Here is a 12,433-nt window from a genome sequence, read left to right on the forward strand (position 1 = left end):
TTTTTGCTCGGAGAATTATTTGTCTTCGTTGATCAAACGAACTGTTTCGTCGAATTCTTTCTCAATCTGTGCATCCGGTTTGTAAGTAACAAGGCTAACTAGCCAAGTGACTAGCAAACACAGGAAGAATCCTGGAATGATTTCGTAGACACTGCCGATGAAATTCGTCATCTCAGTAGCTCCAGGATCATCTGCAGCCGTACCGATGAGATCCCAGATAATGACTGTGACAGCACCAACGATCATACCCGCTAAAGCGCCTTTTGAAGTCAGTTTGCGCCAGAACAAAGATAACAAGATGATTGGTCCAAAAGCGGCACCAAACCCTGCCCAAGCATAAGCAACCAAGCCGAGAATGGTGTTGTTCTGTTCCCATGCCAGGTAAGCGGCAATAACTGCAATCAATGCTACAGCAATCCGCCCCAAGTTTACATAGCCTTTTGGCGAAGATTCTTTTTTGAATGCGATTTTGTATAAATCTTCGATTAACGCAGATGAACTCACCAAAAGCTGAGAAGAAATTGTACTCATTACTGCAGCCAAAACAGCAGCCAGTACAAATCCGGCAATCAATGGGTGGAACAGGATCTGGCTCAAGTCAAGAAAGACCGATTCAGGATCCACTAAAGTTGCTCCAGGGTTCTGCTGGAAGTAAGCGATCCCGATAAGCGCTGTCGCAGTTGCTCCAAGAAGGCTGAAAATCATCCAGCCCATACCGATGCGGCGGGCTATGCGTACTTCCTTCAAGGTCTTGATCGCCATAAAGCGGACGATGATGTGCGGCTGGCCAAAGTAACCAAGACCCCAGGCCACCGCAGAAATAACTCCCACTGTCGAAGCTCCGGAAACCAGGCTTAACATATTCGGGTCAACTTCACGAATACTTGCAGCGGTTTCGCTAAATCCGCCTGTAGCGAAAATCCCAATTGCCGGTACTGCGATCAACGCCAGCACCATCATGATGCCCTGGACAAAATCCGTGTAACTGACCGCCAGGAATCCACCAAATAATGTATAGGCTACGACGACTACCGATCCCAGGACAAGCCCCAGATGATAATCCATTCCGAATGAACTTTGGAAGAATAATCCAGAAGCTACCATTCCTGATGATACGTAGAATGTGAAAAAGATCAAAATGATAATACCTGAAACAATTCTTAATAACCGTGATTTGTCTTTCAAACGATTTTCCAGGAAACTTGGAATCGTGATAGAGTCACTGGTAACGAACGAGTAAATCCGTAGTCTCGGCGCAACGAAGAACCAGTTTAAAAAGGCACCGATTGTCAATCCGATTGCGATCCACACCTCAACTAATCCACCGAGGTAAATAGCACCCGGCAAGCCGAGCAATAGCCAGCCAGACATATCCGAAGCACCTGCACTAAGTGCGGCGACTGCTGGTCCAAGCCCCCTTCCACCAAGCATGTAGTCGGATAAATTTACTGTTTTCCGATATGCGTACCAGCCGATGAATAGCATGGCTGCCAGATAGATCGTTAAAGCAATGATTTGATAGGTTGTATCTGTCATTCTATCCCCTCCTTGTTTAACAGTGTAACATTCTTGACACATATTAAAAGTCCCATTTTCGGTTTTACAGTTGATACAAGCGGGGAAAAGAGTGTCAAGGAGGCGATTATTATGCCATGGAGCAAAAATGATTACCCGGATTCGTTCAAAAATCTCGACAATTCTGTGCGCAATAAAGCCATTGAAATTGCCAATGCGCTGCTTCGTGATGGCTATGAAGAAGGCCGGGCAATCCCGATCGCTTTAGAACAGGCAAAACGAAATGTGGAAGGTGATGAAGAGCGGCCAGTCTATGAAATCAGAAAACATGATGAAGGATGGCAGTTAAAGAAAAGAGACAGCAAGAAAGCGATTCTAATCGAAGATACCAAAGAGAGCCTGATGGGAGAAGCCAAGCGCTACGTCAACAAAAACCATGGAGAACTGCATATTTACACTGAAGATGGTTCCTTGTCGGACACGCTCTACGAATAACTATAAACAAGAAAATGCTGCTGTCGCTTCTGACAGCAGCATTTTTATTTGAACCAGCCTTTTTCTTTGAAACGCGAAATGGCTTCGATCCTGTTTCCAACTTCCAGTTTATCCAGAATCGTCGAAATGTAATTCCGCACTGTGCCAGTCGTGATGAACAGCTCTTTGGCAATCTCTTTCGTGCTTCGTCCTTCCGCAATCAATTCCATTACCTGACTCTCCCGGTCGGTCAATGGATTTTCATCAGCATACGCCAGATCCACTAATTCCGGTGCATAGATCCGGCGCCCATCCATGATCGACCGGATGGACGTAGCCAAATCTTCACTTGGGCTGTCCTTCAGCAAATATCCGCTGACTCCCGCTTTTCTAGCGCGCTCAAAATAACCTGAACGGGCAAAAGTCGTCAAAATAATAATCTTGCACGGCTGATCTTTAAGAATTTCCGCAGCATCCAATCCACTCTTTAATGGCATCTCGATATCCATGATGCAAACATCCGGCTGCAGTTTTTCGACAAGCTCAATCGCCTCTTCACCGTTTGATGCTTTACCGACAACTTCCATGTCCTCTTCCAAATCCAGTAATGAACCCAAAGCTCCAAGCATCATCCGCTGATCTTCAGCTAATACGATCCGTATCATTCGACCGCCTCCTTTGAACTATAGAGAATCACGTTTGGCACCCGGATGTTCAAGGTGGTGCCTTCCATTTCCTTAATATCCACTGAACCATTCACAAATTCGAGCCGTTCCCGCATACCTGCCAGTCCGTTCCCTTGCAGGAAAGTATTGCCTTCCGGGAACCCTTTGCCATCATCCTGTACCTGAACAAGGATTTCTTCAGGATTTTGCTTGATCAAGACGCTGCAGCGCGTAGCACTGCTATGTTTGACGACATTTGTCACGGCTTCTTTCAAGCACATGCTCAAAACATTCTCCACCAAAAGTGGTGTATTGGTCAGCTGCGGAGAACCATAGAACACAAAATCAATTTCAGCCGCTTTTAAAATCTGTTGAATACGTAATAACTCTTCGTCCAACTTGGTGCCACGCATATTGGAAACCAGTTCCCTCACTTCCTTTAATGCAGTGCGGGCAGTTTGGCGGACATCATTTATTTCACTTAAAGCAGATTCTGGATTTCGGTAAATCAACTTTCCAGCTAAATCACTTTTCAACCCGATCAACGAGAGCTTTTGGCCTAGCGTATCATGAAGATCACGTGCAATCCGTTCGCGTTCTTCAATGATGACCAGTTGAGAAATCCGTTTATTGGCATCTTCAAGCTGACCTTCTAATTTCTCTCTCTTATTGCGGTTGTAGGTATTGAAAGGCAGGAGAATCACACCCAATATGCTGAGCACAATGAACGGCAACTCCGAAATATACAATTCATTATGATCGAGAAAACCGAATACCAAAGCCATTATTGTCGTTCCGATATGGAGGCCATAGACGATGAAGAAACCGACTTTATTGCGCAGATTCCCGATGAAGAAAGCAACAAAGATAGCAAGGTACACATAACCGAACAACAGGATCATACCAATGTTGATGGCCATCTCCAGACTTACCCAAACATACACAAAGCCGGTCCTTGAATTGAAAGACAGCCGGTAAGCAATGAAGAACAGCAATAGCAGAAAAATGCCAAAAATAATTTCAGGCAGTGAAGAAGAACGAAAGATAAAGAAGAACGGCAAAATACAAAAGATAACCCAAGCGTAAAGACTCAACCACGGGTTTTTAGGAAATATTTGATACCAGCTTTGCATAAGGGCCTCCTCTTTCTTACTATGTAACCCAATCATAGCAAAAAATAAGCAAAAGAAAAAACCATTCCGCTAAGAATGGCTTTTCTGTTTGGTTCTTATTGTTCAGCCGTTTTCGAATTGCCAAGCAAGTGTTTGATATCACCAAATGTAACGAATGTTTTGTTTGGTGCATCATACAATTTGTAGCGCAATGATTTAAGGCTCGATTTAATATTGATTGTTGTTGCCTGTTGAAGCGGTGGCGTAGAAACATGCGCTTTTTCCAGGTTGTAGTTTGGAACTCGCGGGCTTAAGTGATGCACATGGTGGAAACCGATATTGCCGGTTACCCATTGCAATACTTTTGGAAGCTGGTAATACGAGCTTCCTTCTACAGCCGCTTTTACATAATCCCATTCGTTTTCGTCTTCAAAATACGAATCTTCGAATGTATGCTGGACATAGAATAACCAAATACCAAATGCTCCAGCTACGAACATGGTAGTTCCCTGAACGATCAGGAATGCCTGCCAGCCGATTGCCCAAATCAAGAGCGAGTATATGACCACAAGGGAGATATTGATCAAATACGTGTTATTACGTTCTTTTTTACGCGCATCTTTGCGGTTGAAACGGCTTGAAATCAAGACCAGGAATAATGGGCCAAATCCAAACATGACCAATGGATTGCGGTACATGCGGTATTTGAAGCGTTCCCACTTAGAAGCTTCTACATATTCTTCAATTGTCATAACCCAGATATCGCCAACTCCGCGTTTATCAAGATTACCACTTGAAGCATGGTGGATCGAATGCTCGCGTTTCCACTTCTCATAAGCGAAAAGTGTCATGATGCCGGTAATCGTACCGACAACTGCATTTGCTTTTTTGTTCTTGAAGAACGATCCGTGCGTACAGTCATGGAAGATGATGAACGTGCGGATAACGAATGCGGCCGCTACTACTGATAATGCAATGGTCAACCAGATAGAGACATCAAGTGCCTGATAAGCCAGGAACCATGCCAAAATAAAAGGTGGGATTGTATTCACTAATTGTCTTACACTTGATTTAACATCGGCTTTTTCAAAAGGAGCGATAAATTTACGTAACTGTGCTGTTTTTTCTCTGCTCATGCTTTCGTCTTCCTCCTCTATACGGACTATTTCAGCCCGGATAACTTATTAACCTAATCATAAAGGAAAAATTATATGGCAATAAGACATAAACGTCTATCTTTCTATATGACAGGTGTCATGTATTTCAAGAAATCTACTTCTTTAAAATTACAAGCGATATGTGTATACTAAGAGTAATCAGAAAAATCAGAACGGAGTGAGGCATATGACCGGTCTTGTTGCCGTCATTATGATCTTTTCAATTCCACTGGCAGGTATCATCACTTCGCATCTTCAAACACAGACCAAACTTAAGCATAAGATGATCAGCACGGAGTTAGAACTCGAAAAGTTAAAACACGAGAATTTTGTCATCGAGACACAGAAGATGCGTCTCGAATTGGAACAATTGAAGTTGGAAGATGCCAAAAAAGATGAACACTTGCTGCTGAAGTAAGGCGGTGGAGAATGCCGCAAGTATGGAAAAGACCCTGCACACGATTAGGTGCAGGGTCTTTTTTGTGCTTTTGGGGCTTGTGCTTTTAGGTTAGCATCTGCTTTTGGGCGCTTCCGCTTTTCTTTTTGTCCAGGCTCCAGCGCCTAGAACCTCGGGGTCTTAAGTCCGCTTGCCTGTGCGGCTGAAGGAACGCCGCTTCGGCAAACTGCCTTAAGCCTGTCGGTTCTAAACAGGCGCTTCCGCTTTTCTTTGTCCAGTTGCAAGCGCCTAGCTCTTCGGGATGTAAGCCACTCTGGCTGTGCGGCTGAAGAGATGCCGCTTCGCCAGAGCGTCTTACACCTGTCAGAGCTGAACAGGCACTTTCACTTTTCTTGTTGTCCAGGCTCCAGCGCCCAGCTCTTTGGGTCATAAGCCAACCTGGCTGTGCGGCTGAAAAGACGCCACTTCGCCAGTCTGTCTTATGCCCGGCAGAGCTACACGGGCGCTTCCGCTTTTCTTATGCAAATACACTATTCTCGATTTGCTTTAGTTGGTGGAAATATGATTTTTTCTTCATCAGTTCTTCGTAGGATCCGGTTTCCACGATGCGGCCGTTTTCCATTACGATGATTTGATCCATCTTTTCAAGCCCTGCCAAGTCATGGCTGATGATGACGAATAGATCGTTCTCGCCCTGTTGGAATAATTCCTGATAGATGGTGTGGCCAGTGAGGCTATCGACTGAAGAGACCGGCTCGTCGAGAAGCCACAGTGACTTCCCTTTCAGCAGAGCGCGTGCAATTGCCAGCCGCTGCTTCTGCCCACCTGATAAATTCTGTCCTTTTTCCTCGACATTCATCTCCAGCGGAAACAACTCCAGCTGAACTTTGGCCAACGCCTGCTCCATCTGCTCATCGCTTGCTCTAGGGTCAGCGATCAATAAGTTGCTGCGGATGGTTCCGTAAAAGAAATGGTTCTCCTGCAGCACTACATTCATTTCCTGCCAAATGCTTTCCTGTGCGAGCGTTTCGACAGGCTCCCCCCCGATCGACAATTGTCCATGGTCAAGCGGGAACACATTCAACATCAACTGCATAAGCGTTGACTTGCCTGAACCGCTTGATCCGACAATCGCCGTCTTTGTACCTGGTTTCAAGTGGACCGAAACATCATCAACTGCTAAGCTCTTTTCTCCCGGATAGCTGAAAGACGCTCCCGTCAGCTTGATATCAAGCGGTCCGCTCGGCAGCTTAACTATTCCTTGCTGCAAAGCCGGCTCCGCTACAATTTCCTCTAATCGAACAGCAGCTTTACGGCTTTCTTCAAAATAAGAGGGGAATGCAGCCATTGCGGCCACATTTTCAAAAGCGGCAATGGAAATCATGACAAGCATCGCCAAATACAAGCCATTAAGTTCGCCTGCCGCTACAAAATACGCTCCAACGCCCAACACGAAAAATGAAACCAGCAATGCCACTAATGAATTGATGGATTGAGCCAGGTTTTCTTCCAGCCCCTCTTTTTTCTGTCCTTCATTGTAATAGGCAGCATCGCTTTTCAATTGCTGTTCTTTCGCATCGAGCTTTTGATGGATTTTCAGATCGCGAAAACCATAAAGGAATTCAGTGGCCTCCACAGCCAGATTTCCCCGGTCAGCTCTGAGCTTTCCATCCGAACGCCGTTTTCTGATGGAAAAAAGCGCAGGGACTGCAACCACTGTCAACAGCAGTCCAATCAGCATAACAACAGCGATTCCCATTGAGAAAAACGAGCTGAAGAAAATGGTGCTTAACAAGACGATGCCCAGTACCACGGGCGGATAAAAAACACGCAGCAGAAAGTTCTGCAGGCTTTCGACATCCCCAACAATTCGCGATAGCAGGTCTCCACTCCGGTACTTGCCGAATATTCCAGGAGCTAGCGGTGCGAGGCGTTCAAAAAATGACACTCTTAAATGGCTTAGCATGGTGAATGTTGCCCGGTGGGAATACAAGCGCTCCCCGTAACGGCTCAATGCCGAAGCAAAGCCGAATAGCTTCAGACAGGCAGCCATGACTACGAGTGTCGTCATTTGAGTGGTCAACGCTGCTTTGGAGATTAAATAACCACTTGACCCCATTAATGCCACACTGGCGATTCCAGCTAAAAAACCAAAGAGGATAGCAATGGAGACATCCTTCTTTTCCATAAGCGTAAGTTTTAACACATGCTTCAATTCATTCATCGTACGCCACCTCCTTGCTGCGCAGCAAGCATTTCTCCGTACGGACGATAATTCTGCAGTAATTGATCATGGTTTCCTGCGGCTTCGAGCTTGCCGTCTTCCAGGAAGAAAATCAGGTCCGCCTGCTTAATGGTATGCAGACGGTGAGCCACCGTAATGACCGTCGATGTTTTTTGCAGCTCACGAAGCGAGTTTTGCAGGATCTGTTCAGTCCGAAGATCCAAGCCAGTCGTCGGCTCATCAAACAGAATCAGCGATGGTCTCTTTAGGAAGGCACGAACCAACGCAATCCGCTGTTTCTCGCCCCCCGACAATCCACGTCCAGCCTCACCGATCCGTGTTTCAAAACCTTGCTCAAGCGTTAATACCATTTCCGCAATGCCCGCCTTTTCAGCCGCTGCCAGCATTTCTTCATCACTGATCGGCCGGTCCGCTCCGATTTCCATGTTTTCGCGGATGGTCCCAGCGAAAAGATACGGGTTTTGTGAAATATAACTTAATTGGTCGAACCAGGACTTCTCAGCAATGTTCTCCCGTGGTACTCCATTGATCATCAACCGGCCTTCAGTTTGTGGAAAAAGACCTGCCAGCAAGTGCATAAACGTGGTTTTACCAGAACCGCTCTTGCCGACAATCGCCACTTGGCTGTAGGGAGGAATTTCTCCAGCAAGTGGAGCCAGTGAAAAACCTTCTCCATACTGGAAAGAAAGTCCCTCCAATGAAAGATGCGGCGGCTCAGATGCAATGGTTTCACTGCCCCATGTCAATGGAGAACGGCTTTTCTCAAGTTCAGCCGATATCTGGTTGGCCGCCGATACGCTGCCGCGTGCCGTGTGAAAGGCGCTTCCGAAATCCTTCAACAGATTGAAGAAATCTGGTACTAAAATCAAAATAAAAAACGCAGTGAAAAAACTGATACTATCGAACACTACCAGGCGAAGACCAATCTCCAACGCGATGATGCCGATGCTCAGCATTGAAATATACTCCAGCATCAATGAAGATAAAAACGCTGATTTCAATACTTCCATCGTCGAATCGCGAAAGCTTAAACTGCTTTTGCGGATGGCCTTTTGCTGCTTTTCAGCCTGTCCGAATAATTTAAGCGTGGACAGCCCCTGCAATATATCCAGAAATGTGCCGGAAAACTGACTGAGCTGCTCCATTTTTTCGTCCGCTTTTTTCTTTGTCCCTTTTCCGACCATAGCCATGAACACCGGAATGAACGGGGCCGTAATTAAAATGATGGCCGCCGATGTCCAATTTTGAGTGAAAATAACACCCAACAACAGTATTGGGATGATATAGGTTTGAATCATTTGCGGAATATATTTACTGAAAAAGCCGTCGACTTCATCCACTGCATCCATCAGCAAGCTGACCTTCTGGCCGGATTGGCCTTGAGACGCTGACAGCAATGGATTTTCAGCAAACGACTTTATCAAATTATTTCGAAACTCATTCTTAACGTCAGCAGCCAGATTGACACCCGCCCGGCCAATTGCATAACCGGCTCCTACACGCAGCAGTATCGCTGCGAACAAGCCGCCAAACAAAGGCAGTAAGCTTTCGAATGAAGCATCTTGAAGAAAAACGCGATCCGCAATAAACACGAAAAATAAGGCTTGCCCGATTGTCGCAACCCCTTTTAAAAACGACGCTACGGCGAGGAAGAGCATACTTTTTTTTCGTTGAAACGCCAGCTGTTTTAGATCGTTCATGCCATTCTCTCCTTCACTTTACCTCCTTCCATTATAAAGCATCCACTGTTGAAACCCCCGTCAGGTGCCCATGGCTTGAGGATTTAGAGAGGGGTTTGTTACAGTTCTGTTCACAAATTACCTCGCTTTTTGCACACACAAAAACCTGCAGACGGCATTCTCTGCAGGTTTGGAATCACTGGTTTTCAATTGTTTGTTCATACGAGCCTGTTGAAAAAATGGCCGTTTTTAACCAAGCCATATCTTCCTGTATTTTCAGTTTCAAGGATTGATCAACGCATTTTCGATATTCATCCATCAGCTTCATTAGTTCGTATTCGAAAATGGCTAACTCTTCATCTGTGATCACTGCAAACACCCTCTTAGGTAAGCCGTTTTGCGCGCTGTGCTTTATTACCTACTGTTATAAGTATATTGTACCAAAAGATTTATTTTTTTGCCATAAAAACAATTTTTTATTTTACAAAAGTAGCAATAAGACAGAGTAAGAAATTAACCCAGTACAAAAGGCCAACAAGCTGCTGTCTCTGTCTTCCGGCAGTTCTTCTTTTAGGACATTCAAAATTACCCCGCCTGCCAAGAAAGCAGTCAACACCGAAATAATCCATTCGTGGACTTCAGCAAAAGCTCCAATTCCCCAGCCGATCAGAATAGCAACGGCTAACATCCATCTGCCGTATCGATCGTAATCCTCCGCATGAGTGGCACGCAAGGCTTTGTCATTGGTGATAAAATGGACACCCATCGCAATGAAGAACAAGGTCATACCCAACGCATCTCCGTACTCCTCCCTGACAAGCAAATAGGCGATGACTCCATTGTAAAGAGCAAAAGTGACGATGTGAATCCAAAAAAGACCTGATGCATTTTTGGACGCTTCTCGCTCGGGTTTTCTTTTCGAAGCTTTGACTGAACTCTCTAAAGCATAAAAAATGACCAGACCAGCCATGGCTACCAGGTAAATATGATTTTCCAAAAACTGCAGACTGCTATTTTCAAGCTCGCCCTGCAATTCATCCTGAAAAACGCTGAGCTCCGGCAATAAATGCAAAAATACATAAGCGACCGATATCCCGCCTGCAATGGAAAGGAATCGGCTGCGCGGCAAAACTTTCAGGAACTTTAGACGTTTTGAAAAAAGATGGATCAATATAAATCCAACGGCAAAAATAAAGCTAAGCCAAACCACCTTCAAGCTCCTCCTTTAGGCATGAATGCTGTACTACAAAATTTTCTGGATCACTGTTTGGAGCCAATGGATATCCTCCATTCAAGATAATCATTCTTTTTATGTATGTCCCCTTAGTTGAAGATCCGTAAACTAACCGAATGACCGACTTGGGTTTCTTCTATAAAGTACAAAAAAAGCGCCCCGGAAGACGCTTTCCTTTTTCCTATTCAAGTTTCTTAAACTTCCGTTTTCCGGCTGTGCTCGACAGATAACTCACGCAGCTTGAATTTCTGTATTTTCCCTGAAGCTGTCATCGGGTATTCTTTAGTGAACTCGATATAACGCGGAATTTTATGACGGGAAATTTTCCCCGTACAATAAGCCTTCAATTCCTCAGCGTTCAGCTGCTCTCCTTCTTTGAGGATCACCCATGCCATCAGCTCTTCTCCGTATTTCGGATCCGGCACCCCCACCACTTGGACATCCTGGACCGAAGGGTGCTGATAAAGGAATTCTTCGATTTCACGCGGGTAGATATTTTCGCCTCCACGGATCACCATATCCTTGATGCGTCCGGTGATGGCAATATAACCATCTTCATCTTCAATAGCAATATCACCGGTATGGAGCCAGCCTTCCAGATCAATGGCATCTTTTGTTGCTTCTTCGTTTTTATAATAACCTTTCATGACGTGATACCCTCTTGTACAAAGTTCTCCGGGAACACCTGTGTCGACCTTTTCGCCTGTTGCGGGATCGATGATCTTCACTTCCACGCCGGCATGCGGTTTGCCGACTGTCGATACCCGCTTTTCAATATCATCGTCTGCCCGTGTCTGCGTAATGACCGGTGACGATTCAGTTTGTCCGTATGCAATGGTGATTTCCGATGCCCCCATATCGTTGATGACTTTTTTCATCACTTCAATTGGGCAAGGCGATCCTGCCATAATGCCTGTCCGGAGCGTAGATGTATCGAAAGACGCGAAATCCGGATGGTTCAATTCCGCGATGAACATGGTCGGCACTCCATGAAGTCCTGTGCATTTCTCATTCTGTACCATCTGCAGCACCCGTTTCGGTTCAAATTGTTCTGCAATGACCATCGTTGTGGAATGTGTGACTGCTGCCATCGTTCCGAGGACGCAGCCGAAGCAATGAAAGAACGGGACCGGAATGCAGAGCCGATCGGTTTCCGTCAAGTTCATCGTATCGCCGATCAATTTGCCGTTATTGACGATATTCAGGTGCGTCAACATGACCCCTTTCGGAAATCCAGTAGTGCCGGATGTATATTGGATATTGATGACATCGTCCGGGTCCATCGACCGGAAGCGTTCTTCATATTCAGACTCACTGACGTTTTCAGCAAAAGCCTCAAATTCATCCCACGTGTAGATTCCCGGATAATTGTTGCCGCTCATGACAATCACCCGTTTGAAATGAGGCAGTTTTTCGCTGACAATGTCCCCCTTATCAGCTGTTGCCAACTCCGGACAAACCGTGTTGAGAATGTCTATGTAGTTCGCTCCTTTAAATTCCTCCCCTAATATCAAAGTGGTCGCGTCCGACTGCTCCAATAAATACTCCAACTCACTCGACTGGTAGCTGGTGTTGACTGTTACCAGCACACCGCCCATTTTTCCGGTTGCAAATTGGCTCAACAGCCATTCGCGCTTATTATCCGACCAAATCGCCACATGTTCCCCTTTTTCAATGCCGATTCCGATAAATGCCTTTGCCAGGCGATCTGTTTCTTCATCAAATTCCTTATACGTTTTTCGGATTCCATGTTCCGGATAGACATAAGCCTCTGTATCCGGGTTTCGCGTGGCCTGTTCTTTCACCACTTGGCCAACTGTCTTCTGCAAAATCACCATTTCCCATCCCCCTAATTGAAAACGTTTTCAGTCCCCTATATATTATCACAAAATTCCAAATAAACGGAACCTGCTTTTGGCATGGCATAAAACCATCAGCTCGCTCTTTTTATGCAC

The 12,433-nt window shown here is 45.5% G+C and carries 11 protein-coding genes; 2 read left to right on the top strand and 9 right to left on the bottom strand.

Translation table 11 applies throughout. The features are described 5' to 3' along the window. Nucleotides 1–15 precede the first annotated feature (15 nt). Nucleotides 16–1,536 (bottom strand): sodium/proline symporter PutP, encoded by a 1,521-nt coding sequence (putP, locus tag K8U60_RS08620; RefSeq protein WP_223637119.1) that lies wholly within the window; start codon nt 1,534–1,536, stop codon nt 16–18. Between the two features lie 111 nt (nt 1,537–1,647). Here putP and K8U60_RS08625 point away from each other — a divergent pair, with 111 nt between their 5' ends. Further along, the gene (locus tag K8U60_RS08625) at nt 1,648–2,010 is read left to right on the top strand and encodes a DUF2188 domain-containing protein (RefSeq protein ID WP_223637121.1); all 363 of its coding nucleotides are present in this window, start codon (nt 1,648–1,650) and stop codon (nt 2,008–2,010) included. Between the two features lie 44 nt (nt 2,011–2,054). On the opposite strand, the gene K8U60_RS08630 is transcribed toward K8U60_RS08625, so the two are convergent. From K8U60_RS08630 to desA, 3 genes are all read right to left on the bottom strand, one after another. Further along, the gene (locus K8U60_RS08630) at nt 2,055–2,654 is read right to left on the bottom strand and encodes a response regulator transcription factor (protein WP_223637124.1); all 600 of its coding nucleotides are present in this window, start codon (nt 2,652–2,654) and stop codon (nt 2,055–2,057) included. Continuing rightward, complete coding sequence (locus K8U60_RS08635) at nt 2,651–3,787, bottom strand: sensor histidine kinase (protein ID WP_223637127.1); 1,137 nt, start codon at nt 3,785–3,787, stop codon at nt 2,651–2,653. The genes K8U60_RS08630 and K8U60_RS08635 overlap by 4 nt, the downstream gene beginning before the upstream one ends. A gap of 95 nt (nt 3,788–3,882) precedes the next feature. Beyond that, nucleotides 3,883–4,902: a Delta(5) desaturase DesA gene (desA, locus tag K8U60_RS08640; RefSeq protein WP_223637129.1), complete on the bottom strand. Its 1,020-nt coding sequence runs from the start codon at nt 4,900–4,902 to the stop codon at nt 3,883–3,885. A 208-nt stretch (nt 4,903–5,110) separates the two neighbouring features. Between desA and K8U60_RS08645 the strand changes: the two genes are divergently transcribed. Next, complete coding sequence (locus K8U60_RS08645; RefSeq protein WP_223637131.1) at nt 5,111–5,341, top strand: hypothetical protein; 231 nt, start codon at nt 5,111–5,113, stop codon at nt 5,339–5,341. Nucleotides 5,342–5,837: 496 nt separating this feature from the next. On the opposite strand, the gene cydC is transcribed toward K8U60_RS08645, so the two are convergent. From cydC to K8U60_RS08670, 5 genes are all read right to left on the bottom strand, one after another. Beyond that, a complete protein-coding gene (gene cydC, locus K8U60_RS08650) occupies nt 5,838–7,544 on the bottom strand; it encodes a thiol reductant ABC exporter subunit CydC (protein ID WP_223637133.1) in 1,707 nt (568 codons plus the stop codon). Next, entirely contained in the window at nt 7,541–9,265 is a 1,725-nt protein-coding gene (gene cydD / locus K8U60_RS08655) for a thiol reductant ABC exporter subunit CydD (RefSeq protein WP_223637135.1), read from the bottom strand. The genes cydC and cydD overlap by 4 nt, the downstream gene beginning before the upstream one ends. 175 nt (nt 9,266–9,440) lie before the next feature. Then, a complete protein-coding gene (locus K8U60_RS08660) occupies nt 9,441–9,614 on the bottom strand; it encodes a hypothetical protein (protein WP_223637137.1) in 174 nt (57 codons plus the stop codon). Between the two features lie 111 nt (nt 9,615–9,725). Then, nucleotides 9,726–10,454 carry a hypothetical protein gene (locus K8U60_RS08665; RefSeq protein ID WP_223637139.1) on the bottom strand — a complete coding sequence of 243 codons (729 nt, stop codon included), beginning with the start codon at nt 10,452–10,454 and terminating at the stop codon, nt 9,726–9,728. Between the two features lie 218 nt (nt 10,455–10,672). Continuing rightward, complete coding sequence (locus K8U60_RS08670; protein WP_223637141.1) at nt 10,673–12,316, bottom strand: AMP-binding protein; 1,644 nt, start codon at nt 12,314–12,316, stop codon at nt 10,673–10,675. Nucleotides 12,317–12,433: the final 117 nt, after the last annotated feature.

This window comes from Planococcus circulans (assembly GCF_020023385.1).
Lineage (GTDB): Bacteria > Bacillota > Bacilli > Bacillales_A > Planococcaceae > Planococcus.

Coding starts and splice junctions, on each gene's coding strand:
- putP (WP_223637119.1), bottom strand. CDS start 1,536: ATGACAGATACAACCTATCAAATCATTGCTTTAACGATCTATCTGGCA.
- K8U60_RS08625 (WP_223637121.1), top strand. CDS start 1,648: ATGCCATGGAGCAAAAATGATTACCCGGATTCGTTCAAAAATCTCGAC.
- K8U60_RS08630 (WP_223637124.1), bottom strand. CDS start 2,654: ATGATACGGATCGTATTAGCTGAAGATCAGCGGATGATGCTTGGAGCT.
- K8U60_RS08635 (WP_223637127.1), bottom strand. CDS start 3,787: ATGCAAAGCTGGTATCAAATATTTCCTAAAAACCCGTGGTTGAGTCTT.
- desA (WP_223637129.1), bottom strand. CDS start 4,902: ATGAGCAGAGAAAAAACAGCACAGTTACGTAAATTTATCGCTCCTTTT.
- K8U60_RS08645 (WP_223637131.1), top strand. CDS start 5,111: ATGACCGGTCTTGTTGCCGTCATTATGATCTTTTCAATTCCACTGGCA.
- cydC (WP_223637133.1), bottom strand. CDS start 7,544: ATGAATGAATTGAAGCATGTGTTAAAACTTACGCTTATGGAAAAGAAG.
- cydD (WP_223637135.1), bottom strand. CDS start 9,265: ATGAACGATCTAAAACAGCTGGCGTTTCAACGAAAAAAAAGTATGCTC.
- K8U60_RS08670 (WP_223637141.1), bottom strand. CDS start 12,316: ATGGTGATTTTGCAGAAGACAGTTGGCCAAGTGGTGAAAGAACAGGCC.